The organism is Thalassobacter sp. 16PALIMAR09, from assembly GCF_000765485.1.
Classification (GTDB): domain Bacteria; phylum Pseudomonadota; class Alphaproteobacteria; order Rhodobacterales; family Rhodobacteraceae; genus Thalassobacter; species Thalassobacter stenotrophicus.
Genome location: NZ_JHAK01000003.1, coordinates 115,693 through 138,263, shown reverse-complemented (window position 1 = coordinate 138,263; position 22,571 = coordinate 115,693). Strand labels below are relative to the sequence as shown.

Annotated in this window: 23 protein-coding genes; 10 read left to right on the top strand and 13 right to left on the bottom strand. The window is 58.0% G+C overall.

The genetic code is table 11. The features are described from left to right. Window positions 1-2 precede the first annotated feature (2 nt). A complete protein-coding gene (locus tag PM04_RS08075; RefSeq protein ID WP_038005591.1) occupies window positions 3-800 on the top strand; it encodes an ion transporter in 798 nt (265 codons plus the stop codon). Between the two features lie 6 nt (window positions 801-806). Here PM04_RS08075 and dxs read toward each other — a convergent pair whose 3' ends face one another. Genes dxs through PM04_RS08045 form a run of 6 tightly spaced genes read right to left on the bottom strand, consistent with a single transcriptional unit; the run spans window position 807 to window position 6,019 of the window. Next, entirely contained in the window at window positions 807-2,717 is a 1,911-nt protein-coding gene (dxs, locus tag PM04_RS08070; protein WP_038005589.1) for a 1-deoxy-D-xylulose-5-phosphate synthase, read from the bottom strand. 9 nt (window positions 2,718-2,726) lie between these two features. Further along, a complete protein-coding gene (locus tag PM04_RS08065) occupies window positions 2,727-3,596 on the bottom strand; it encodes a polyprenyl synthetase family protein (protein ID WP_038005587.1) in 870 nt (289 codons plus the stop codon). A gap of 4 nt (window positions 3,597-3,600) precedes the next feature. Further along, window positions 3,601-3,843 carry an exodeoxyribonuclease VII small subunit gene (locus tag PM04_RS08060; protein ID WP_038005586.1) on the bottom strand — a complete coding sequence of 81 codons (243 nt, stop codon included), beginning with the start codon at window positions 3,841-3,843 and terminating at the stop codon, window positions 3,601-3,603. Beyond that, window positions 3,840-4,769 carry a histone deacetylase family protein gene (locus PM04_RS08055; RefSeq protein WP_038005585.1) on the bottom strand — a complete coding sequence of 310 codons (930 nt, stop codon included), beginning with the start codon at window positions 4,767-4,769 and terminating at the stop codon, window positions 3,840-3,842. The genes PM04_RS08060 and PM04_RS08055 overlap by 4 nt, the downstream gene beginning before the upstream one ends. A 48-nt stretch (window positions 4,770-4,817) precedes the next feature. Next, complete coding sequence (locus PM04_RS08050) at window positions 4,818-5,519, bottom strand: response regulator (protein ID WP_038005583.1); 702 nt, start codon at window positions 5,517-5,519, stop codon at window positions 4,818-4,820. Next, window positions 5,516-6,019 carry a MarR family winged helix-turn-helix transcriptional regulator gene (locus PM04_RS08045; RefSeq protein ID WP_038005582.1) on the bottom strand — a complete coding sequence of 168 codons (504 nt, stop codon included), beginning with the start codon at window positions 6,017-6,019 and terminating at the stop codon, window positions 5,516-5,518. The genes PM04_RS08050 and PM04_RS08045 overlap by 4 nt, the downstream gene beginning before the upstream one ends. Before the next feature lie 153 nt (window positions 6,020-6,172). On the opposite strand from PM04_RS08045, the gene PM04_RS08040 reads away from it, so the two are divergent. Further along, the gene (locus tag PM04_RS08040; protein ID WP_038005977.1) at window positions 6,173-7,042 is read left to right on the top strand and encodes a branched-chain amino acid aminotransferase; all 870 of its coding nucleotides are present in this window, start codon (window positions 6,173-6,175) and stop codon (window positions 7,040-7,042) included. A 528-nt stretch (window positions 7,043-7,570) separates the two neighbouring features. Continuing rightward, window positions 7,571-7,900, top strand: a complete 330-nt coding sequence (locus PM04_RS08035; protein ID WP_038005975.1) for a DUF2794 domain-containing protein — start codon at window positions 7,571-7,573, stop codon at window positions 7,898-7,900. Between the two features lie 4 nt (window positions 7,901-7,904). On the opposite strand, the gene PM04_RS08030 is transcribed toward PM04_RS08035, so the two are convergent. Genes PM04_RS08030 through PM04_RS08020 form a run of 3 tightly spaced genes read right to left on the bottom strand, consistent with a single transcriptional unit; the run spans window position 7,905 to window position 10,593 of the window. Next, window positions 7,905-8,759: a C40 family peptidase gene (locus PM04_RS08030; RefSeq protein ID WP_234702843.1), complete on the bottom strand. Its 855-nt coding sequence runs from the start codon at window positions 8,757-8,759 to the stop codon at window positions 7,905-7,907. Further along, window positions 8,756-10,153 (bottom strand): M17 family metallopeptidase, encoded by a 1,398-nt coding sequence (locus PM04_RS08025; protein WP_200880341.1) that lies wholly within the window; start codon window positions 10,151-10,153, stop codon window positions 8,756-8,758. Before PM04_RS08025 ends, PM04_RS08030 begins: the two co-directional genes overlap by 4 nt. A 59-nt stretch (window positions 10,154-10,212) precedes the next feature. Further along, window positions 10,213-10,593 (bottom strand): hypothetical protein, encoded by a 381-nt coding sequence (locus PM04_RS08020; RefSeq protein ID WP_038005581.1) that lies wholly within the window; start codon window positions 10,591-10,593, stop codon window positions 10,213-10,215. Window positions 10,594-10,745: 152 nt separating this feature from the next. Between PM04_RS08020 and PM04_RS08015 the strand changes: the two genes are divergently transcribed. Next, window positions 10,746-11,396: a carbonic anhydrase gene (locus PM04_RS08015; RefSeq protein ID WP_038005580.1), complete on the top strand. Its 651-nt coding sequence runs from the start codon at window positions 10,746-10,748 to the stop codon at window positions 11,394-11,396. Here PM04_RS08015 and PM04_RS08010 read toward each other — a convergent pair. After that, window positions 11,360-11,599, bottom strand: coding sequence for a hypothetical protein (locus PM04_RS08010; RefSeq protein ID WP_038005578.1), 240 nt, complete (start codon window positions 11,597-11,599; stop codon window positions 11,360-11,362). The genes PM04_RS08015 and PM04_RS08010 overlap by 37 nt on opposite strands. Before the next feature lie 156 nt (window positions 11,600-11,755). Here PM04_RS08010 and PM04_RS17360 point away from each other — a divergent pair, with 156 nt between their 5' ends. Next, entirely contained in the window at window positions 11,756-12,121 is a 366-nt protein-coding gene (locus tag PM04_RS17360; RefSeq protein ID WP_052068358.1) for a hypothetical protein, read from the top strand. Here PM04_RS17360 and PM04_RS08000 read toward each other — a convergent pair. Then, window positions 12,118-13,140 (bottom strand): aspartate-semialdehyde dehydrogenase, encoded by a 1,023-nt coding sequence (locus PM04_RS08000; protein ID WP_038005577.1) that lies wholly within the window; start codon window positions 13,138-13,140, stop codon window positions 12,118-12,120. The two genes, PM04_RS17360 and PM04_RS08000, sit on opposite strands and share 4 nt — an antisense overlap. Window positions 13,141-13,309: 169 nt before the next feature. Here PM04_RS08000 and PM04_RS07995 point away from each other — a divergent pair, with 169 nt between their 5' ends. Continuing rightward, window positions 13,310-14,551: a Coenzyme F420 hydrogenase/dehydrogenase, beta subunit C-terminal domain gene (locus PM04_RS07995; RefSeq protein WP_038005575.1), complete on the top strand. Its 1,242-nt coding sequence runs from the start codon at window positions 13,310-13,312 to the stop codon at window positions 14,549-14,551. A 79-nt stretch (window positions 14,552-14,630) separates the two neighbouring features. Next, window positions 14,631-16,373, top strand: a complete 1,743-nt coding sequence (locus tag PM04_RS07990; RefSeq protein WP_234702844.1) for an ABC transporter ATP-binding protein — start codon at window positions 14,631-14,633, stop codon at window positions 16,371-16,373. On the opposite strand, the gene PM04_RS07985 is transcribed toward PM04_RS07990, so the two are convergent. Next, window positions 16,350-17,237: an alpha-1,2-fucosyltransferase gene (locus PM04_RS07985; protein ID WP_081946007.1), complete on the bottom strand. Its 888-nt coding sequence runs from the start codon at window positions 17,235-17,237 to the stop codon at window positions 16,350-16,352. The genes PM04_RS07990 and PM04_RS07985 overlap by 24 nt on opposite strands. A 331-nt stretch (window positions 17,238-17,568) precedes the next feature. On the opposite strand from PM04_RS07985, the gene PM04_RS07980 reads away from it, so the two are divergent. The 3 genes from PM04_RS07980 (at window position 17,569) to PM04_RS07970 (ending at window position 21,485) form a co-directional block, all read left to right on the top strand. Beyond that, the gene (locus tag PM04_RS07980; RefSeq protein WP_233486411.1) at window positions 17,569-18,396 is read left to right on the top strand and encodes a glycosyltransferase family 4 protein; all 828 of its coding nucleotides are present in this window, start codon (window positions 17,569-17,571) and stop codon (window positions 18,394-18,396) included. Continuing rightward, on the top strand, window positions 18,393-20,003 hold the full coding sequence (locus PM04_RS17355; protein ID WP_052068360.1) for a glycosyltransferase family 25 protein: 1,611 nt from the start codon (window positions 18,393-18,395) through the stop codon (window positions 20,001-20,003). The genes PM04_RS07980 and PM04_RS17355 overlap by 4 nt, the downstream gene beginning before the upstream one ends. 66 nt (window positions 20,004-20,069) lie before the next feature. Beyond that, window positions 20,070-21,485, top strand: a complete 1,416-nt coding sequence (locus tag PM04_RS07970) for an L-serine ammonia-lyase (protein ID WP_038005571.1) — start codon at window positions 20,070-20,072, stop codon at window positions 21,483-21,485. Window positions 21,486-21,504: 19 nt separating this feature from the next. Here the strand turns inward: PM04_RS07970 and PM04_RS07965 are convergent, their stop codons facing one another. Then, window positions 21,505-22,542, bottom strand: coding sequence for a LacI family DNA-binding transcriptional regulator (locus PM04_RS07965; RefSeq protein ID WP_038005570.1), 1,038 nt, complete (start codon window positions 22,540-22,542; stop codon window positions 21,505-21,507). Window positions 22,543-22,571: the final 29 nt, after the last annotated feature.

Below are 22,571 nucleotides of genomic sequence, written 5' to 3'. Positions count from 1 at the left end.
TTATGCGCCAAGCGCTTGAACACTTTTTGCTCGGCAAAGCTTTTCGCACGTTCATTATCGCCGTCATCGTGTTCAACGCGATCATCCTTGGGATGGAAACATCCCAAACGCTGATGGATCGTTTTGGGCCACTGATCCTGATGCTCGACACCATCTGCCTGAGCATCTTTGTGATTGAAATTGTGCTCAAACTGTTCGCGATGGACCGGCGGTTTTTCAAAGATGGCTGGAACATCTTTGACTTTGCGATTGTTGCGGTCGCGCTAATGCCCGCAACCCAAGGACTGTCGGTCCTACGGGCACTGCGCATCCTGCGGGTCCTGAAACTGATCACCGCCGTGCCCAGCCTCAAGCGCGTGGTGGAGGGGCTGTTCAAAGCGCTGCCCGGCATGGCTTCGGTGTTTGGGCTGATGACCCTGATTTTCTACATCGGCGCGGTGATGGCCACGAAACTGTTCGGCGCGGGCTGCCCCCTTTGCACCCCGGAGCAGGCCGCGAATTTCGACGAATGGTTCGGTACGCTGGGGCGCTCTGGCTATTCGCTGTTTCAGATCATGACACTGGAAAGCTGGTCCATGGGGATCGTCCGCCCCGTGATGGACGTCTATCCGCACGCATGGGCGTTTTTCGTGCCGTTTATCCTGATCACGACCTTTGCGGTGGTGAACCTTGTGGTCGGCCTTGTGGTGAACTCGATGCAAGAGGCATCGGAGGTCGAAACCACCGAAGCCACGGATGCCTACCGCGACGAAGTGTTGGATCGCCTCAAGGCGATTGAGGCCCGCCTAGGGGGCAAGTGATGCAACTTAGGCCCGTTTTTCCAGCACCTTAACACCCAAGACATTGAGGACCTTCGCCTCAATATGCTCGGCATTCATCGCGGCGATTTCGTACATGTCGTGCGGATTGGCTTGGTCGATGAACGTGTCAGGTAAGACCATTGAGCGGAACTTAAGTCCGTCATCAAACACGCCTTCCTCCGCCAAAAGCTGGGCAACATGGCTGCCAAAGCCGCCAATCGCGCCCTCTTCGATCGTGATCAGTGCCTCGTGATCAGCGGCCAATTGCAAGATCAGATCTCGGTCCAATGGCTTGGCAAAACGCGCGTCGGCGATAGTGGGTTTGAGCCCCCGATCTGCCAACCGCTCAGCGGCTTCCTTCACCTCTTCGAGGCGGGTGCCAAAGGACAACAGCGCCACGCGCTCACCCTGCGCGATCATCCGGCCTTTGCCGATTTCTAGTGGCGTGCCCCGCTCGGGCAAATCAACGCCAACGCCCTCACCCCTTGGGAAGCGGAAGGCAATAGGTCCGTCATCATGGGCAACGGCGGTGGCAACCATATGGACCAGCTCGGCCTCATCCGCGGCGGCCATCACGACCATGCCCGGAAGGGACGACATATAGCCGATGTCGAAGGTGCCCGCGTGGGTCGCGCCATCCGCACCAACCAATCCGGCGCGATCAATCGCAAAGCGCACGGGCAAACGCTGAATCGCCACGTCGTGGACAATCTGGTCATAGCCCCGCTGCAAGAATGTGGAATAAATCGCGCAGAACGGCTTCATCCCGCCTGCCGCAAGGCCCGCGCAGAATGTGACGCCATGTTGTTCAGCAATACCAACGTCAAAGGTCCGTTTAGGGAAACGACCACCAAACAAATCAAGCCCCGTGCCATCCGGCATTGCAGCCGTGATCGCGACGATTTTGTCGTCCCGCTCCGCCTCTTTGATCAGGCTTTGGGCAAAGACCTTCGTGTAGCTTGGCGCGTTGCTGGGCGCCTTTTTCTGCTCACCCGTGATCATATCGAACTTGGCCGTTGCGTGGCCCCGGTCAGGGCGATCCTCGGCGTAGCCTTTGCCCTTTTGGGTCACCGCATGGATCAGGATCGGGCCATCAGCACGCGCCTTGACCGTCCGCAGAACGGACAACAATTGATCCATATCGTGGCCATCAATCGGGCCGACATAGGAAAACCCCAACTCCTCAAACAGGGTGCCACCAACCGCCATGCCTTTGAGCATTTCTTTGGCCCGCTTGGCCCCTTCTTGGAAGGGCTCGGGCAGCATGCGGACGGCACCCTTGGCCGCGGCCTTGAAGTCTTGGAAGGGCTGGCCCGCATAGAGCCGGCTGAGATAGCTGGACATCGCGCCAACGGGTGGGGCGATGGACATCTCATTGTCGTTCAGGATGACGATCAACCGTGTTCCTTCGTGGCCTGCGTGGTTCAGCGCCTCATAGGCCATGCCCCCCGACAGCGCCCCGTCGCCGATGACGGCGATAGCATCGCCCACCGTTTCGGAGCCGAGATCACGCGCAACAGCAAAGCCCATGGCCGCCGAGATTGAGGTCGAGGAATGCGCCGCGCCAAAGGGGTCATAGGGGCTCTCAGAGCGTTTGGTGAACCCCGACAAACCGTCTTTTTGACGGATTGTCAGCATGCGGTCACGCCGCCCCGTCAGGATTTTGTGCGGATAGCACTGGTGGCTGACGTCCCAGATCAGCTTGTCGCGCGGGGCGTCAAACACGGCGTGAATGGCGACCGTCATCTCAACCACGCCCAGACCCGCGCCCAAGTGACCACCCGTCTGGGAGACCGACCAGATCGTTTCCTTGCGCAGCTCGGTGGCAAGGCGGGTCAGGTCAAAATCGCTCAGGCCCTTCATGTCGGCGGGCCCGGCGATCCGGTTTAGCAAAGGTGTCTCGGGACGGTCCGACATCGCGGCCTCCTATCTGTCGCGCGTGACAACATAGCGTGCAATGTCACGCAACGTATCAGCACGGGGGCCATAGGGCTGAAGTGCCGCACAGGCCTCATCAATCAGGGATTGGGCGCGGGCCTTGGCGGCCTCTAGTCCCAGCAGCGAAACGAACGTGGCTTTGCCCGCATCGGCATCCTTTTGCAGCGCCTTGCCCGCGAGGGCAGCATCGCCCTCAACATCCAGCACGTCATCCGCAATCTGAAACGCAAGACCAAGTGCACGGGCATATGCCACCAAAGGTGCCGGATCAGCGCCGCCCAGAATAGCCCCCGCCTCACAGGGCCAAACCAGAAGCGCGCCGGTTTTGTTGCTCTGAAGCTCGGTGATTTGCTCAAGCGTTAAGGGGGCGGACGCGGTCTCTGCAGCAATGTCCTGCGCCTGCCCTAGCACCATACCCTCGGCCCCGCTGGCGCGCGCAAGCGTCAGGCAAAGTTGTGCACGCACGGCCCCATCGGGGTGGGTATCGGGGTGTGCAAGGATCTCAAACGCGAGGGTTTGCAGCGCGTCACCGACCAAAACGGCGGTCGCTTCATCCCATTTCACATGCACAGTAGGCTGGCCACGGCGCAGCGCATCGTCGTCCATGCAGGGCATATCATCATGCACGAGGCTATAGGCATGGAGACATTCAACCGCCGCCCCCGCGCGCAACGCATGCGCCGGGTCCACATCAAACAGCCGCGCCGTTTCCATCGCAAGAAACCCGCGCAAGCGTTTGCCGCCTGCACTGGCGTAGCGCATGCCCGCCGTTACCTCACTGCTGGGCAGGACGGACATGATTTCGTCCAGACAATCCTGCAAAGCGGATTGCGCAGCACTCAGGTCTTGCTTGAACATGGTCTTACATATCGCCTACGGGACGGCTCCCGGTGGGTTGCCCGTCGGCGTTCAGCACAAGCTGCTCGACCTGCTCTTCGGCGGCGCGCAGCTTTGCCTCACAATGGGCCTTGAGCGCGGCACCGCGTTTATACAGCGCGATAGACGCATCCAGCGCCACGTCGCCCCGGTCTAGCTGCTGCACAACGGCCTCAAACTCGGCCATAGCCTGTTCGAATGTCATTTCGGCGACGGGTTTATCGGTCATTGGCCGCGCTCCTTTAGAGTGCTGACGTGGGTGGCGACTGAGGCCGCCAAGGCGTCCAAGTCATAACCGCCTTCAAGGCAAGACACCACCCGGCCTGAACATGTGGCATCCGCCACATCGCACAGCCGTTCAGTGACCCAGCGGAAATCTTTGGTGGTCCAGTTCAAGCCCGCCAGAGGGTCATCGCGGTGGGCGTCAAAACCGGCAGAGATAATCAGTAACTCAGGGGCGTAGTCCATCAACATGGGGAACACCTCGGCCTCATAGACGGCGCGCATGTGGGCCCCGTCCGATGCGGTTGGCAGGGGGATGTTTGTGATCTGCCCATGGGCCCCGTTTTCGCTGCGTTCACCACTGCCGGGCCAAAGGGGCATCTGGTGGCTAGACACGAACCGCACGCGCGGCTCATCCCACAGCAAATCTTGGGTACCATTTCCGTGGTGTACGTCAAAATCCACGACAGCCACACGGCTGAGCCTATGTACCTCTAGCGCATGCTTTGCCGCAATCGCCACATTCCCCAAAAAGCAAAAGCCCATAGTTTTCTCGGTCTCGGCGTGATGGCCGGGTGGGCGCGTGGCCACAAAGGCGTTCGCGGCGTCACCGGCCATAACCGCATCAACAGAAGCCACCGCAGCGCCTGCGGCACGCCATGCAGCCTCAACCGAGCCCTTGGACATCCACGTATCAGGGTCCATCTGCACCAGCCGATCATCCTCGGGGACCGAGTTGCGCAGCGTATCCACATGGCTTTGCGGGTGACAGCGCAGAACGACGCTGTCGTCCGCTATCGGCGCATCACGGCGATCAAGGTCCATATCGGCCAAGGCCGCCTCAATAGCCCTTATCCGGGCGATTTGTTCGGGATGGCCCTCGGGAGTGACGTGGGCCAGCGACGCGGGGTGGGTGTAAAGCGCGGTTGTCATGGCGCGACCCTACAGCGCCGCCCCCGCGGGGTGAAGTCCCGACCCGCCCTAATCAGGGGCGAGCATATAGCCCGCCCCGCGCACCGTTTGCAGGTAGCGCGGCTGCTTGGGGTCTATCTCGATCTTACGGCGCAGGCGCGTGATCTGGACATCAACGGCCCGTTCTTGGCTTTGCACGCCATCGCGGGACAAACGCTCAACCAGTTCGGTCCGGCTCACGGCTTCATGGGGCGTGCCGCTGAATATCCGCATCAGGCTCGATTCCGTTGCCGTTAGCCGCACAAGCGCCTGACCCTGCCACAGCTCGCCACGTTCCATGTCATAACGCACGCCGCCCAGATGCAGAACCTTGGGCGCAGAGGCCACGGCGCCTTGTGGCATCCGGCGCAGCACGGCACCGATGCGCAACAACAGCTCCTTCGGCTCAAACGGTTTGGCCATATAATCGTCCGCACCGGCCTCAAGCCCGGTGATCCGATCCCCGGTTTCACCCTTGGCCGTGAGCAATAGGATCGGCGTTTCGCAGGTTTCACGGATTTCACGGCAAAGGGTAATACCATCGTCACCAGGCATCATTACATCCAGAATGATGAGGTCAAAATCGAGCCCCGCCAATAGCCGCCGCGCATGATCTGCGTCCCGCGCGGCTGTGGTCAGATAGCCGTTTCGCACAAGGAACTTCTGCAAAAGGGTCCGTATCCGCTCATCATCGTCGACGAGCAAAACGTGGGCCTGCTGGTCTGCACTCATTGGCCGGGCTCCTTCATCGCCGCATAGTGACGACGCATTTCAGGATCCATCATATGCTCAAGAACTGTGCGAAAGCCAGCGACGGCATTTGGGCCCGCCTCACGGAAGGCCGCACGCATGCGTTGACGTTGAGCGTCGGACAGCGCGCGCTCTAGCTCACCCCCCTTGGCGGTCAGGTACAAATGACGCTCACGCTTGTCCTTGGCGCCGACCCGCGCCTCAACCAAGCCATCCGATTGCAGGGTCCGGAGCACCCGGTTGAGCGACTGCTTGGTGACGCCCAGAATGTTGAGCAGGTTGTTTACGGTTGTGCCCGGTGCGCGGTGGATAAAGTGGATTGCCCGATGATGCGCGCGCCCATAGCCATGATCCTCAAGGAGGCGGTCCGGATCGGCCGTGAACCCGCGATAGGCGAAAAACATCGCCTCGATCCCTTTGCGCAACTGCTCATCGGTCAGAAAAAGCAGGCTCTCACCACTGCTGGGTCCGGGCTGATCCATGGGTAGGGCCTTTCTGATCACGTCTTATCCGATTTTATGTCAGTGTTGTTGACTTTCCAAGAGCGCATTGGTAGCGATTCACACGAAATGCGCAATAAAATGTCCGTTCCGGACCTATACCGCGCAATATTTGCAAATTTGGAGGAGCGAACGATGGCGGGAGGGTATGATGACCGCGACGGTAAAATCTGGATGGATGGCGCGCTTGTAGACTGGCGCGAGGCCAATGTGCACATCCTCACCCATGCGATGCACTACGCGTCCTCTGTGTTTGAGGGCGAGCGGTGCTATTCGGGCAAGATTTTCAAATCGCGCGAACATTCTGAGCGGCTGATCCAGTCAGGCAAGCTGATCGACTTTGACCTGCCCTACACGGTCGACGAAATCGAAGCCGCCAAGCAGGCTGCACTTGAGGCCAATGGCCTACAGGACGCCTATGTCCGCGCGCTAGCATGGCGTGGCGCCGGTGAAGACATGGGTGTCGCCTCGGCGCGCAACCCGGTCCACATGGCCGTCGCTGTCTGGGAATGGGGCAACTATTACGGCGACGCCAAGATGAAGGGCGCCAAGCTCGACATCGCCAAATGGAAGCGCCCCTCGCCCGAGACCGCGCCATCCCAAGCGAAGGCTGCTGGCCTTTATATGATCGCGACCATGTCCAAACATGCCGCCGAAGCCAAAGGCTGCTCCGACGCGATGATGTTCGACTATCGCGGCTATGTGGCCGAGGCGACGGGCGCGAACATCTTCTTTGTCAAAGACGGTGAAGTGCACACGCCCAAGGCCGATGCCTTCCTGAACGGGATCACCCGTCAGACCGTGATCGGGATGCTTCAGGACAAAGGCATCACCGTGCATGAGCGCGTTATCATGCCCGAAGAGCTGGAAGGTTTTCAGCAATGTTGGCTGACGGGCACAGCTGCCGAAGTCACCCCCGTGGGCGAAATCGGCGACTACAATTTTGAGGTCGGCGCACTGACCCGCGAAATTGCCGAAGACTACGAAAAGCTCGTGCGCGCCTAATTCGCCCGCACACATCTACAAAACGACGAAAACCCCCGCCAGTGGCGGGGGTTGCTCGTTCCGGGTCATTTTGACCATTTGTTTGATTGTAGGTCCCCGACGCAACGTACTGGGTGGGGGCAAGAAATCGTCGCGCCGGGGTGAGCAAATGCTCTCTACAGAGACATCTATGCCACCCGACCATGACCGGAGTGCGTAGCCTCAGCGGCAGCCTTGGGGTCATTTCAGGGCGAAACAGGGACATGGTTAACACCCAAAAAACACGAAACCCCTCGGGCCGTTTTCAGCTCCGAGGGGCGCTCGTTCCGGCTCTGACTGGCCTGTTATTCTGACGTAGGCCCCGACGCGGCATACTAGGTGGGGGCAAGAAATCACCGCGCCGGGGTTCGAGATTGCTCTCGCTACGTAGGATTTTTATGCAGGACGCCCATGGCAGATTCGCGCTGCCGCGGCGGCTTTGACAGGGTGATTTTGAGACGAATTCGTGGCAAGGCTTGCTTTGCCCGCTCACCGGGGTACCTTTTGGATATGAACATACAAACTTCGTCCTATCCGGCGCAGAGCGTGCATTTCCATCGCACAGAACTGAACATCATCCTCGGACTGTATGGCCGCATGGTCGCCGCCGGCGAATGGCGCGACTACGGGATATCTGCGCTCAAGGAAGTCGCGGTTTTTTCGGTGTTTCGGCGTACTGCGGAACAACCGCTGTATCGGATCGAGAAACGGCCCAAGCTGGCCAACCGCCAAGGTGCCTATGCAATCATCGGAATGGATGGCCAGATCCTAAAGCGTGGGCATGACCTGCGGACAGTGCTGCGCGTGCTTGAACGCAAACTGATCCGGTCCGTCACGTAGCCCCTTAGTTGTCGGGCAGTTTGAGGCGTTTTTTCGCGGCGATGTCACCAACATTGCTATCACGGAACCGGTTGCGCGCTTCAATAATGGGTTCATAGGCGACGGCCATATGGTGCGCATTCGCGTGGATAAGAACATCCTCGCTGGCCATAATCCCGACGTGCCCATCCCAGAAAACCAAATCCCCGCGCAGATACGGCTCCCCGTGGTGGAGATCTCGGCCAAGGCTACGCTGCTGGTCGCTGTCGCGCGGACATTCCATACCGCAGGCCAAAAGCGCCATTTGCACGAGGCCCGAACAATCAATCCCCCAGCGCGAAGACCCACCCCACAGATACGGTGTACCGAGCAACAGATCCGCTACACCGACGGGGTCCGAAAAGCGGGCTTTGAGAGGCTGAACATGTGCGCGCGGCACGAAATGTCCTGTCGCGATTTTTACAAAATCACCGTGATCGGCGACGACCTTGACCTGACTTCCAAAGAAAATGGCAACTTCGGGCGGGGCTTTGATCTCGGGCTTTGGGTACAGGTGGGTGGCGGGGGCCGCGACCCAATGCGAGGGCTGCTCCTCTCCGCCCAGCGCGCCGGACACCACGTAACCGCAATAGCCATCTCGCTCTGCCTGACCAAAAGCATAACCATCCCGTTCGTCAATCACGCGGAACCGTTCGCCAAAAAGAAGCTGCGAGGCACGCTTGCCTCTGGGCTCATCCATCAGGTTCAAAAGCGGCTGTTTCACCGATTTGACTGTGCCTTTGACAAAGCGTGCGGCCTCGACTTGGCCCTTGAGTTCAAAAGCCGCCGCGTGTCCGTTGGCCGGTATCATGCGCTGGTCAGTCGTTGACATGTCGTTCATAAATTTAGCACCTCCGGAAGTGCCTCTAGTATGGCCCGCGCGCCCATCCCAACGCCACCCTTCGGGCGCGCTGGTTGTGCGGTTGGTTGCCAGCCGTAGATATCAAAATGCACAAACCGCGCAGTATCCGTCACAAATCGATCAAGAAAAAGCGCAGCGGTAATAGACCCTGCCATACCACCGCTTGGCGCATTATCAAGGTCTGCAATTTTTGGTTCAATCATCGCGTCGTAGGGCCGGTGCAGCGGCATCCGCCACAGTGGGTCGCGCACCCGCGTACCGGCTGCGGCGAGGGATGCAGCTACATCTACATCGTCGGTGTAAAACGGCGCGAGGTCCGGGCCAAGCGCCACACGCGCCGCCCCCGTCAACGTCGCCATGCAAATCATCAAATCTGGAGGGGTTTCATCGGCGAGCGCCAAGGCGTCGGCCAGAACAAGACGCCCCTCGGCGTCCGTGTTGTTCACCTCAACGCTCAGCCCTTTGCGTGAGGACAGTATATCACCGGGGCGGAAGGCATTGCCAGCGACCGCATTTTCCACCGCGGGGATCAAGACCCGCAGCCGGAGCGGCAGGTTCAGGGTCATGATCATATGAGCAAGACCCAAGACCGTGGCCGCGCCGCCCATATCTTTTTTCATCAACCCCATTGATGCGCCGGGCTTCAGGTTCAGCCCGCCGGTATCAAAACACACGCCCTTACCGACCAACGTGAATGTGGGCCCGGTATCGCCCCAAGTCATGTCCAGTAAACGCGGCGCTTGTTCCGCCGCGCGACCCACCGCATGGATCATTGGGAAATTGGCGGTCAACAAGTCATCGCCAATGGTTGATTTAACTTCTGCACCAAAGGCCGCGCCTAGGTCCCGCACCGCTTGCTCCAAAGCCTCCGGACCCATGTCGGCCGCGGGGGTGTTGATCAGATTGCGAGTCAAGATCTCACCAGCTGCAATCGCCTCAATCCGGGCGGCATCGATGCCCGCCGGTGCGACTAGCTTGGCGGTTGGCGGCGACTGCGTTGCATATCGATCAAACGAATACCCACCTAAGAGCCACCCAAGAGCAGCCTCATTGAGATCATCACCTTCGAGCGGGCCACTCAGTTTGTATGTGCCCGTTTTTAGCGCGCTCAACGCACGCGCTACGGCAAAACGGCCCCGTACATGGGCCGCTGACTTACCCCAACCCATGAGAACAGCGGACAAAGCACCATCATCGCCCGGTACACGGAGGATTTCACCCAAACCAGCGCGAAAACCGCAGCTGTCTACCCACGCCTGCACACGCTCTGGCTGAGCGCCTAGCCAAGCCGCAAAGGTATCCTGCGGCAGGATATGGATCGGCGTGGCAGCCGCATCAGGCGGAGCAAACCGGGGCAAGGTATCCGAGGGCATGGCGCGAACCTTTCAGTTGTTCCATGCAACCTACTAACCCCAGCCCCTGCCGCAAGCCCTTAGACGGATATGTCCTCAACGGACCAAATCGCGTGTACCGAATTGTCACCAATCCGGTGCAAACGGCCCATGGTCGCAGCGATACCGACTACATCACCCTTTTTAATGCACGCACGTACGTCACGCGCCACACGCGCCATCGTAGTCATCCCGATTTGGCCTGCAATCCGGGTTAAGCTGGCACAGATTTGATCCATTCCAGCATAGCTTTGCTCGGCAAACAGAACTTCAAGTGCTGCCATCTTAATCGCTATCTGCTCAAGAGCACGTGCGATAACCTTTTCCGCCGCATCCTCTCCGAAATCACGACACAAGGCCTCCAACCGCTCTGCATCAAATCGCACAGCCTCATCATAACGTAGCGTTGCTACCGTTTTCATATCCCACACTCCACATAACTGCGCCCCCACAGTTGGCGCCAAACATGAGCCAGAAATGTGAAGAAAGCCTTTCCCCCTGCGGCGACAAATCACTCGAATTCCCTGCGTTTCCGACATAGAAGCGATACAAATTCTATGAAAAGACACCCAAAATGAAGCATGCCCAGCCGCTACCAGCCACGTTACTCCAACGATATCACGGATGGCGCGCCACGACGTTCAACACCAATAAAGCGTGGTATCAAAGGCTTGCCCAAGAAGGGCAGCGGCCTCGGTGCATGATTATTTCCTGCTGTGACAGTCGCGTTCACGTGACCGCTTTGTTTGGTGCCGAGCAGGGTGAGTTCTTTATTCACCGCAACATCGCGGCCCTAGTCCCACCGTTTCAGCCAGACGGCGATCATCACGGCACATCTGCCGCGGTTGAATACGCTGTGACCGCATTGAAAGTGAGCCAAGTCATTGTTCTAGGTCACTCAAGTTGTGGCGGCGTTAAGGGATGTCATGAGATGTGCCTCGGCCATGCGCCTGAACTAGAAAAAACCGAAAGCTTTGTTGGCCGCTGGATGGACCTACTGCGTCCTGGATTTGAACAGGTTCGAGACATTGCAGACGAAGACGCACGCCTTGAAGCGCTTGAGAAGAAAGCGGTTCTTGTTTCGCTGGAAAACCTGATGACCTTCCCGTTTGTGGCCGAACGCGTCATGGATGGCTCGCTCGCGCTTCATGGCCTTTGGACCGATATCGGCCAAGGTGGGCTACATATCTACGACGCCAAAGCGGACTTATTCGTCGAAGCCTGACGTTTGCGCTTAACCGGCGGCATATGCGCCGACAGGAAACCGTTCTTCCTGTTGGCTTTTTCTTTCTTCTGCGCCCATAAGGCTGTCTCGGCGGCGTCTGCCTCAAACGCTTCGTCACGCTCTAATCGCAGAATCATTTCGCGCATTTCAGCGGTGGTTGGCTCTTCGTCCTTCTTGGACAATTTCTTCAGTATCTTTTGCATAGTACGCTCCGCTGGACGTGCCCCGACAGCGCCGTTCTAGATCAGTTTTCTAAAGAAATCCTCTATATCGAAGTGCGGATTTGAAATGCATTTTATCAAATCCAAAACCCGCCAAGGATTCAGATAGTTTTAACTAAGCACCGCGAAGCTGAGGGAATGGATGATCACTCGGCACAACAGATTCGCGCCCGGCAGGAGCAAGCTTGGAAGCTGCGCGATAAACTTGCTCGCGACATCGCGATTGCGCAGGATTGGACCGACCTGCAGTTGCGGCTGGCGGCTCATGGCTACACGTTCAAACCGGCCGGCGGCGGGTTAGCGTTGTATCAGATCAAGGGGAATGTGCGGCTTTGCAAAGCAGGGGCGATTGGGCCTGCGTATCGACAACTTGCCATGCGGTTCAACGCACCTTTTCCCGGACACACCCATGCCTATTTGGACACCAGCATCCCCAACGAAAACGGGGCCGGACCCAACTCTGGACCCGACCCCGATGACTATATTCTCGTAGAGAAATGTTAGCCCTTTTTAAGCACCCGGTTACCCAGCGTTTCCGCGATTTGCACAGCGTTCAACGCAGCGCCTTTGCGCAAGTTGTCCGAGACACACCACAGGTTCAGGCCATTCTCAATCGTGCTGTCTTGACGGATACGGCTGATGAATGTGGCGTAGTCGCCGACGCACTCGACGGGCGTGACATAGCCACCGTCTTCGCGCTTATCCACCACCAGAATTCCCGGCGCTGTGCGCAAGATTTCACGGGCTTCGTCTTCATCAAGGAAGTCCTCGAACTCGATGTTGATCGCTTCGGAGTGACCGACGAACACAGGCACCCGCACGCATGTTGCGGTAACTTTGATGCTGGATTCGATGATCTTTTTCGTCTCCGCGACCATCTTCCATTCTTCTTTGGTCGACCCGTCGTCCATAAAGACGTCGATGTGCGGGATGACGTTGAACGCGATCTGCTTAGTGAATTGGGCCGGGGCAGAATTGCTTGTGGGGTTGTAGACCGCTTTGGTCTGATCCCACAGCTCGTCCATGCCGCCTTTGCCCGCGCCAGATACGGATTGGTAGGTGCTGACCACAACGCGCTTGATGCGTGCGCGATCATGCAACGGCTTCAGCGCCACAACCATTTGCGCGGTTGAGCAGTTGGGATTGGCGATGATGTTTTTCTTTGCGTAGCCATCGACGGCTTCGGGGTTCACCTCTGGCACGACCAACGGAATATCCGGATCGTAGCGGTACAGCGACGAGTTATCGATCACAATGCAGTTTGCCTTGGCGGACCGTGGCGCGTGCTCTTTGGTCGCCTCAGAGCCAACAGCCCAAAGCGAGATATCCCAGCCAGTGAAATCAAACGTAGCAAGGTCCTGCGTCTTGAGGGTCTTGTCGCCAAAGCTCACCTCGGTGCCCAGCGACCGACGGCTCGCCAGTACGGCGATTTCATCAATGGGGAACTGACGTTCAGAAAGAATATTCAGCATTTCGCGGCCCACATTTCCCGTGGCGCCAACGACGACGACTTTATAGCCCATCTCCGGGTCTCCTCTCGATCAGGACGGGGCCTCATAGCCCAGCGCGCCGTAAGAGGAAAGGGCTATGGGGCCGCAACCGCCATGACATTTGGTGATTGGGAAGCTTCACGTTTCATGTGTCAACAAAACTAGACATGTGGTAGCGTGACATGAAAACTGAGATAGTACCATGCCAGACGCCACATCCCCCCTAACCGCACCCACCCCTGCCCCGGCTTTGCCACGCGGTAAGATGTGCACCGATTGCGGCCTGTCGCGGATGAAACTGGCGGCCGAATGTGGCCGAGCCTGCCAGTTTACGACGCCAGATTTCCCAAAGCTCGAAACCCAAGTACACGGTGTACCACGCGATACGGCCGACGAAGACGCCCGTTTTTTCGGGCCGCATATTGCCATGCACCGCGCCGCGATGCGGACCCCTAAGCCCGGCGCGCAATGGACTGGGATCACGACATCGCTGGCCGCAAAACTGTTGGAAACCGGGGCGGTGGATGCGGTCTTGACCCTCGCGCCCGCTGAGGATGATATCTTTCGCCCTGTTCCCGTCATCGTCACCGATCCCGCGGATATGGCCCGTGTGCGCGGAATGCGTATGGGCTACGCTCCGCTTTTATCCCTGCTGGAGCCAGCGGCGGATGCGGGGCACAAACGCCTCGCGATCATCGGCATCCCCTGTCAGGTACACGCCCTACGCAACATCGAAGCCCAGTTTGGGTTTGAGCGGCTATACGTCATCGGCACGCCCTGCTCCGACAACACAACGACGGAACACTTTCACGACTTCCTCGCGCTCCTGACCGAAAAACCCGAAACCGTCACGTACCTCGAATTTAGAGCCGATTACCGGGTTGAGGTCCGGTTTGAGAACGCCAAGACCAAGCTGATCCCCTTTTTGTCGCTACCAATCAGCAACCTGCCCGACGATTTCTTTCCGCTAACGTGCCGGACCTGCACCGACTACACGAACGCTCTTGCGGACATCACCGTCGGATACATGGCCGGTGAGGGTGAGCAATGGCTGATCGTGCGAAACGCACGTGGGCAAGAGATGCTGAACGCTTTGGGCGACGAAATCCGACTGTCACCTGTCGGATCCTCGGGCAAGCGCACGCCTGCGGTCAAAGGTTTTGCCGAAAATACTGCGCGGGCCGCAGGTGGACTACCACTGCGGCGGATGCCCGATTGGGTTCGCCCCATTGTGTCGTTTCTACAGCCTCGGATTGGGCCAAAGGGGCGTGAATTCGCCAAGGCTCGCCTAGAAATGAAAGCTGTTGAAACGATCCTGCATCTGCGCCGCGCGGCTCCTGCCCGTATGAAACATATGATCCCAGATCATGTGTGGGCGCTCGCAGCGCCCTATGGCCTGCGCCCAGAACCGGATGAGCGCAAGACGCCGCCCAAAGCCCCCTGACCGCGCAGATGGTGCACCACTTGGCGCGCGCCGCAGAAACGGGTAAGCCGACGCAACCCAAGGACACCCGTGCATCACCGTGACTTCTGAACCCCAACGCCACCCCTTCGCCCGCCTCTGGCGCAGCTATTTGCGCAAGCATTTGCCGTGGCTGATCTTTGCCGCCATCTTGATGATCATCGAGGGCAGCACGTTGGGCGCGCTCAGCTACATGCTGGAACCCATGTTTGATGAGGTTTTCGTCGCGGGCCGCAGCGATCTGGTCTTTTGGGTCGGCCTTGGGATTTTTGGGTTGTTCGCCGCACGCGCAATCGCCGGCGTGACCCAGCGGATCATCATGGCATCGGTGTCGTTTCGCACATCCAGTGCCCTCCAAGAGGACCTGCTGGCCCATACCCTCAACCTCGACAATGCGTTTTATCAAGCCAACCCACCCGGTGTCTTGATCGAGCGTGTCCAGGGCGATGTATTGGCCATTCAACATACATGGAACACACTCATCCTCGGGGCGGGACGCGATACCATCGCCCTGATATCACTGATGATTGTGGCCATCCTCGTGGACCCTATGTGGACGCTTGTCGCGGTTATTGGGGCACCGCTCTTGATGGTGCCTTCCCTGATCGTACAGCGGTATATTCGTAAGAAAAGCTTTGCTTTGCGCGATATCGCGGGCCGCCGCACCACCCGCCTAGATGAGATTTTCCATGGCATCACCCCCATCAAACTGAACACGATGGAGGCCTACCAAAAGAGCCGCTTTCGCAGTGTCACGGCCGAACACATTACCGCCTCGGTCAAGACGCAGGCCGGTAACGCAACTATCCCCGGCATCGTAGATTTATCGGTTGGCTTTGGGTTCTTCGCGGTGATGTTATACGGCGGGCAGCAGATCATTTTGGGCGAAAAAACCATCGGTGAGTTCATGTCGTTCTTCGCGGCTATGGCTCTCGCGTTTCAGCCGATCCGACGGCTCGCGAACCTCGCGGGGATGTATCAAATCATGATGGCGAGCCTGACGCGCATTTATGGGTTGCTCGACACTCAGCCGACAATCACCGCAGCCGTTAAGGCCCCCGCAACACCCGCAGCATTGGACGTGCAGCTTGACGACGTAAACCTATCCTACGCCGATACGCCTGTCCTGCGCGGGCTGAATTTCACGGCTCCAGCAGGCAAGACTACGGCCCTTGTCGGTCTTTCCGGGGCCGGGAAAAGTACAGTCTTCAATGCGCTGACTCGGCTGGCTGATCCACAGTCAGGAACGGTGCGTTTAGGTGGCGAAGATATCCGCAACTGGCCGCTAGAAGATCTACGCAGCCTAATATCTGTCGTGTCCCAAGAGACATTGCTCTTTGATGAATCCTTGCGTGAAAACATCCTCGTAGGTCGCACCGACGTCACCGAAGATCAAATCACAGCGGCGATTGAGGCCGCACACGTGTCCGACTTTCTTGCTGATCTGCCAAACGGCCTCGACAGCCCTGCAGGCCCTCGCGGTTCAAATTTGTCCGGTGGCCAACGGCAACGAGTCGCCATCGCGCGCGCCATCCTGCGCGACACGCCCATCCTTTTGTTGGATGAAGCCACGTCGGCCTTGGACACCAAATCCGAAGCTCTTGTCCAAGCCGCACTCGAACGGCTTTCCGCAAATCGAACAACTCTCGTGATTGCCCATAGGCTCTCCACCATCCGCGCCGCCGACCAAATCCTTGTCCTAAGCGAGGGCCGTGTGGCGGAGCGCGGCACCCACGACGAATTACTCAGAAAAGGTGGGCTCTATACCCAACTCAGCGCGCTACAATTTGACGGCCAAGACTGAACGATCAAATCGCAAGCCAGTGTTCAGGCAAGATGTCCGGGTTTTGGCGCGCACCCACACCAAACCATTGCGCGGGTGCGATGACTGCCTAGTTGGCGATGCACCTAGCCAGGCTCCCCACCACGAGAACGTGGAATTGGCAATAATGTGATGCTGACAGGCCGCCATAAGGCGAAGATCTTCATAGTGATCATCTGCTGAATTGTGCCCAATCTCGGTAAATGGGCGAGGCAGCGAGAGTGTTTCACGACACCAATCTGGATCGTTGGAAAACACGAAAAGCTCAAGCTCTCTACCCAAGCGCGCTTCCAGCTCCGCAATGCCGCGTGCATAGTAGTCAGGCCCGACACTGCCATGGGTGGCTGCGGCCTTGGCATCTGCCACATAATCACCTCTACGCAAATGCACAGCAGTCGCACCGGACGTTTCGCGCAGACGTAAAAGCGAGTCCGCATTCTCCGCACTCGGCGGTGTCATAACCTTTAGATCATTTCGAATTTGCTCTTTGAAATCCTGAAAATAGAGTTCGCTTTGAAAGTAGCCGTGCAGGTATACCTTGTCGGCTGCGTTCATAACCGCGGCATTAACGCCTAAATCGGTCTCTCTCAAAAATTGAGGTGATCGACCGAATGCGCGCCATGCGGCATATCGCAAACGCTTCGCGCGATCAGGTGGCAAAGGTGCGCCGCCGAGTGCATGGGTGTCAAAGTGATGTAACGCAGGCTGCAACCAAGTATGTTCAGCGCGCTTTGCTTCACGATCATCGATGGCAAGTGGCACGCCTAAACGCAAAGAAAGAGCCCGCCCTGTGGCGTACTGAAATAACTGATTTCCAAGACCTCCCAGCAGCCGAACAGTTATCATCGCAACCCTTCTTCCTTTTCACACTTTGCGGTTCTCCAGCATTCCTAGCGCCGACGCGCCAAGCCGCCTCAGGCTGGTAAAACAGGAAGGGATGGGGCATAGCTCACCTATGTCTGCTCCTGCGCTTATTGTGACCAATTTCAACCCGAACTTCACTGGGGTGTCCGCTACCGCGGCGACCGTCGTTCGCGGCCAAATGCAGAGATACAACCTTCGACTTGTTGGATCCCCACTCCCCGGTTGTCCGACACCGACGACCATTAGAGAAGCACGCAAACTGTGCCGTACCGCCCAACAGCCAGTTATTTGGCACGTGCGACGCAACCCTGAAATGCGCGTAGCCATTTGGGCGCGGGATGTGCTGCGCCTGCCAATCAAGATCGTGTTTACTTCAGCTGCGCAGCGGCGGCATTCCGCATACCCGAGATGGCTTATTTCCCGTATGGATGCTGTTATCGCGACAACCAGTGCCGCTGCATCCTATGTCCCGAATGTAAGCGCTGTGGTGCCGCACGGAGTAGACACAAACCTGTTTAAGCCCGCCGCAAATCGCTTAACGGCGTGGCAAGAATTGGGGTTCGGTGGGACGCGAGGGATCGCATCTGTCGGACGGGTTCGTCCTGAGAAAGGTACCGATGTCTTTGTCGAAGCGCTACTAAAGGTACTGCCAAACGCTCCGGACACAGTGGCCTTAATTATCGGCAAAATTGCCCCGAAAGACACCGTATTTGCCGATAATCTAAAGGCAAAAATTGCGGCAGTCGGCCTATCAGATCAGATCATCTTTACCGGGGAAATACCTCCTGAAACGCTTCAAAAGATGCTGCCTGCGCTTAGCCTTCTGGTAGCCCTACCTCGCTACGAAGGCTATGGCATGACCCCTCTAGAGGCGATGGCCAGCGGAGTCCCCTTCGTGGGATCAGATACGGGATATTTCAAGACATTCAGCGATGCGGGACAAGCAGGTATCGTCGTGCCGATTGGCGAAGACGATCTGGCGGCGCAGGCGATCCAATCGCTTCTGAACAACCCAACAGAACTTGCGCGCATGTCTGACCACGCCCTAAACACCGCTCGCACCCGCCACAGCGCGCAAGAAGAGATCAGCGGTATCGACACTGTGTACCAAGAATTGTGGGCCGAGGCTGCGAGCGCATGAACATCAAGGCCTTCATTATTCACCTAGAACGCGCGACGGCTCGAAAACCTATCGTGGCGGACTTGATTGCCGCTTTGCCGATACCTGCTGAAGTGTTTCCAGCAATAGATGGCGCAGCACTGGACCACGGTACGCTATATTCAAATGTTACGCGGACAAGTCATGTGCGGCCGCACTATCCGTTCAAACTGTCGAAGGGTGAAATCGCCTGCTACAAGAGCCATCGCGCAGTCTGGCAAAAAATCGTGGATGAAGAGTTAGACGCGGCAATCGTTTTTGAAGATGATGCGGTTGTTAACCCTTCAACTTTTGAGCCTGCGTTTGAGCTGGCAAAGAAGCATATTGACGAACTGGGCGTTATTCAATTCCAGACGCGCGAAACTATGGGTAGCACCGAGGTTATCCTACAAGACAAAGGAATACAGCTCGTGCGGCCACCAGTTACCTTGCTACGCCTAACGGCTACGATGCTATCAAGGACCGCCGCGTTGCGTTTGTTGGCCGCTTCCAAGGTGGTCGACCGTCCGATCGGCTCACTACTACAATTAACTCGTACCACGGGGCAGCCCATTTGCTCGGCCAATCCTTCTGGAGTGTCCAGTGCACGCAATAACGTCGGCAGTCTCAAGATAAGAAAAAACTGGCTAAAGTCGTTCGCAATTGCTCGATATACGTCAGCTGCACATAGGCTTACAGTCAATGCCCGTCGCACTCCCGCTTTGAAGGCCGCCAACTACCGCGTACAGGCTACATTAATTCGCGGCTTTCTAGGTGCAGCCAAGGTGCTGCCGCTGCCGCTACGCGCGGCTCTTGCAGGGCACTTGACCAATGCGGCTATTCACCTTGTGCCCAGCTTGAGGAGGCGCGCTGCAGACAACCTGCATCGTGTGTTTCCAGACATGGATCCAATTCAACGCCGCCAAATCTTGGGACAGGTCGCGCGCAATACAGGCCGGACGCTCACGGAAATCTTGTTCAATCAAGAATTTGCGGCGCAGGCTGAGGCTATACCGATCAACGGACCCGGCCTAGAAGCCCTGCGCCAAGCACGGGCAAAAGGCAAAGGCGCCATCATCGTCTCTGGCCATTTCGGCCAATGGGAGGCCATCCGACACGCCCTCAAAGCGCAGGGCCTTGAAACTGGCGCCCTTTATCGACCCAACAACAACCCCCATTACGAGCCTCTCTTTCGCCGCGGGATTAAGGCAGGCGGGGCGCCCATTATTGCACGTGGCTCTGTGGGCAATCGCAACATGATCAAGCACATCAGAGCGGGTGGATTTATTGCCCTTTTGATGGATCAATACATCCAAGACGGCACAACGTTAACATTTATGGGGCATCCCGCCGTGACCTCTTTGTCAGCAGCACAAATGGCTCTGCGTTATGATTTACCCTTGGTTCCTATTTTTTCCAAGCGCACCCGCGATGGATTTGAGATTGTCGCTGAGGAGCCTATCCCGCACACCCATGCGCGCGAAATGATGCAGACCTTTAATGACAGGCTCGGGGAACAGGTCCGAGCCGCACCCGGACAATGGCATTGGCTGCACAATCGCTGGAAAATTGGCCAATGGAATGACCCCACCCCGTCGCACGAAGCGTGAAAAACGTCGCTCAGGGAAGCCGTTTGTCTGGGCGCGCACCGTAGTCTTTGCACGGGAGGAAGCGCCATGTTTCTAAGTATTTTCGATATCTTCAAAATCGGCGTTGGGCCGTCATCCTCCCACACGATGGGCCCTATGACTGCGGCGGCGCGGTTCTTGGACGATTTACGCGGTGGCCGCGAAAAGGAACCCGGAGCCGGCGAACTGGCCTCGGTTGCGGCATCGCTACATGGCTCACTGGCGTTTACGGGGAAGGGCCACGCGACCGACCGCGCGGTAATCCTGGGTTTGATGGGCTTTCTGCCCCACACGCTCGACCCCGACGCCGCAGAGGCACTTGAAGCTGAACTACGCACACAAAAAACGCTCTCTCCCGAAGGGTTGCCAACCCTTGCCTTTGATCCCGATGCTGACCTTGTATTCGACTACGGCCCCGCCCTTGAAGGCCACGCCAACGGCCTGATCCTCAAGGCGTTTGACGCCTCTGGCCTGCTCTATATGCAGGAAACGTATTACTCGATCGGTGGCGGTTTTGTGATGACCGAGGCCGAGCTTGCGGCCAGTAAACATGGCGGTGCAGATGAATTCCACGCAGAGAAAGAGGAAGCAGGCTACCCCTTCCCCTTTGGCTCTGCCGAAGAAATGCTCGCAATGGGGGCGAAAAGCGGCAAGACGATTGCACAGATGAAATGGGCCAACGAAGTCAGCCACATGGATGCGCAAACACTTGACCGTCGGATGAGTGAAATCTGGGGGGCCATGGACGGCTGCATCGAACGCGGGCTGCGGATGGACGGCATCCTGCCCGGCGGCCTGTCGGTCAAGCGCCGCGCGAAGGCAATCCATGAACAGCTGCGACAAGAATCGGGGCAGAACCTCGCACAACCGCATGTCGTGAATGACTGGCTCTCGGTTTACGCAATGGCCGTGAATGAGGAAAACGCCGCAGGTGGCCGCGTCGTGACCTCCCCCACCAATGGGGCGGCGGGTGTCGTCCCGGCGGTGCTGCGCTACTACCGCGATCATTGCATTGGCGCGACCGAAGAGGGGCTGCGGACTTTCCTTCTAACCGCCTCCGCGATCGGTGGGCTGATTAAGCACAATGCCTCCATCTCGGGGGCTGAGGTCGGCTGTCAGGGTGAGGTCGGGAGCGCGTCGGCGATGGCAGCGGCCGGGCTATGTGCCGCCCTAGGTGGCACGAATGAACAGATCGAAAATGCCGCTGAAATCGCTCTGGAACATCACATGGGTATGACCTGTGATCCAGCGGGCGGGCTTGTGCAGGTGCCTTGCATCGAGCGTAACGGCCTTGGCGCGATCAAGGCTGTGTCCGCCGCGTCGCTCGCCCTACGGGGTGACGGCACGCACTTTATGCCGCTGGACAACTGCATCGAAGCCATGCGCCAAACCGGGCTGGATATGAACATGAAGTATAAGGAAACCAGCCTTGGCGGATTGGCCGTAAACCTTCCGCAATGCTGAGTTTTTAGGCCTTCGAGACCTAGAGCTTCGGCCGCATCGTATCGCCCGCACGGATCGTGGGTTTTAGCTCAATCCGGCGGTCCGCGCCGGGCTCAAACACATGCTGGCCAGCGATGATCCGCGCCGCCTCAATCCCGGTTTCACGACGACAGCTTTCAGTGGTCGCTAATACGCGCGGCAATCCCTCAAGCAGGGTAAAACCGTTGAACCCCGCCATACCCAGATCACCACCAACATCCAGTCCTTGCTCAAGGCAATACAGCAGCCCACCGGCCCCCGTCAGGTCATTGGAGTAATAGAGAAAGTCGAGGTCTTTGGTCCGAGTGAGCATCTCATTTGTCATCTCACGGCCTTTGGCAAAGCCAGAGTTGCCCGAATAGAAAATTTGATCCGCAAGGGTGACACCGGCTTCGCCCAAGGCGCGCTCCAGCCCCTCCATCCGTTTGCGTGCACGGTGATCACCTTCGGAGGTCGTCGTCATGAAGCCAATCCGCCGATATCCGCGGCTCAGGATTTCTTGACCCATTTCGTAGCCCGCGCGCCAATGAGAAATTCCCACCGCCACATCCACCGGCTCCCCGTCCACATCCATGACCTCGACCACAGGACAGCCTGCGTTGGCGAGCATCGCGCGTGAGGCCTCAGAATGCTCCAACCCCGCGATCACAACGCCAGACGGGCGCCATGACAGCATTTCGTACAGAACTTTTTCTTCTTTTTCTGGATCGTAGTACGTGGCCCCGACAACGGGCTGTAGGTCCGTACCTTCGAGCTGTTCGTTGATCCCGGCCAAGACCTCAGGGAAGACCATGTTGCTCATCGACGGAATAATGACCGCAACCAAGTTCACCCGATTGGACGCCAAAGCCCCCGCAATTTTGTTGGGCACGTAACCCAGCATACGCGCCGCTTCGAGAACCTTTTCGCGCGTCTTCGCAGAGACATCACCCTGATTGCGCAGCACCCGGCTGACGGTCATTTCTGATACGCCCGATGCTTCCGAGACATCCCGAAGTGTTAATTGCCCGCGCCGCTCGTCGCCGTTGCGTCCTGCCAATGAGGTATTCCTTGTTCTCTGTCCTATTT

Excerpts from the sequence above, each read along its gene's own strand:
- PM04_RS08075 (WP_038005591.1), top strand. The coding sequence starts at position 3 with ATGCGCCAAGCGCTTGAACACTTTTTGCTCGGCAAAGCTTTTCGCACG.
- dxs (WP_038005589.1), bottom strand. The coding sequence starts at position 2,717 with ATGTCGGACCGTCCCGAGACACCTTTGCTAAACCGGATCGCCGGGCCC.
- PM04_RS08065 (WP_038005587.1), bottom strand. The coding sequence starts at position 3,596 with ATGTTCAAGCAAGACCTGAGTGCTGCGCAATCCGCTTTGCAGGATTGT.
- PM04_RS08060 (WP_038005586.1), bottom strand. The coding sequence starts at position 3,843 with ATGACCGATAAACCCGTCGCCGAAATGACATTCGAACAGGCTATGGCC.
- PM04_RS08055 (WP_038005585.1), bottom strand. The coding sequence starts at position 4,769 with ATGACAACCGCGCTTTACACCCACCCCGCGTCGCTGGCCCACGTCACT.
- PM04_RS08050 (WP_038005583.1), bottom strand. The coding sequence starts at position 5,519 with ATGAGTGCAGACCAGCAGGCCCACGTTTTGCTCGTCGACGATGATGAG.
- PM04_RS08045 (WP_038005582.1), bottom strand. The coding sequence starts at position 6,019 with ATGGATCAGCCCGGACCCAGCAGTGGTGAGAGCCTGCTTTTTCTGACC.
- PM04_RS08040 (WP_038005977.1), top strand. The coding sequence starts at position 6,173 with ATGGCGGGAGGGTATGATGACCGCGACGGTAAAATCTGGATGGATGGC.
- PM04_RS08035 (WP_038005975.1), top strand. The coding sequence starts at position 7,571 with ATGAACATACAAACTTCGTCCTATCCGGCGCAGAGCGTGCATTTCCAT.
- PM04_RS08030 (WP_234702843.1), bottom strand. The coding sequence starts at position 8,759 with ATGAACGACATGTCAACGACTGACCAGCGCATGATACCGGCCAACGGA.
- PM04_RS08025 (WP_200880341.1), bottom strand. The coding sequence starts at position 10,153 with ATGCCCTCGGATACCTTGCCCCGGTTTGCTCCGCCTGATGCGGCTGCC.
- PM04_RS08020 (WP_038005581.1), bottom strand. The coding sequence starts at position 10,593 with ATGAAAACGGTAGCAACGCTACGTTATGATGAGGCTGTGCGATTTGAT.
- PM04_RS08015 (WP_038005580.1), top strand. The coding sequence starts at position 10,746 with ATGAAGCATGCCCAGCCGCTACCAGCCACGTTACTCCAACGATATCAC.
- PM04_RS08010 (WP_038005578.1), bottom strand. The coding sequence starts at position 11,599 with ATGCAAAAGATACTGAAGAAATTGTCCAAGAAGGACGAAGAGCCAACC.
- PM04_RS17360 (WP_052068358.1), top strand. The coding sequence starts at position 11,756 with ATGGATGATCACTCGGCACAACAGATTCGCGCCCGGCAGGAGCAAGCT.
- PM04_RS08000 (WP_038005577.1), bottom strand. The coding sequence starts at position 13,140 with ATGGGCTATAAAGTCGTCGTCGTTGGCGCCACGGGAAATGTGGGCCGC.
- PM04_RS07995 (WP_038005575.1), top strand. The coding sequence starts at position 13,310 with ATGCCAGACGCCACATCCCCCCTAACCGCACCCACCCCTGCCCCGGCT.
- PM04_RS07985 (WP_081946007.1), bottom strand. The coding sequence starts at position 17,237 with ATGATAACTGTTCGGCTGCTGGGAGGTCTTGGAAATCAGTTATTTCAG.
- PM04_RS07980 (WP_233486411.1), top strand. The coding sequence starts at position 17,569 with ATGCGCGTAGCCATTTGGGCGCGGGATGTGCTGCGCCTGCCAATCAAG.
- PM04_RS17355 (WP_052068360.1), top strand. The coding sequence starts at position 18,393 with ATGAACATCAAGGCCTTCATTATTCACCTAGAACGCGCGACGGCTCGA.
- PM04_RS07970 (WP_038005571.1), top strand. The coding sequence starts at position 20,070 with ATGTTTCTAAGTATTTTCGATATCTTCAAAATCGGCGTTGGGCCGTCA.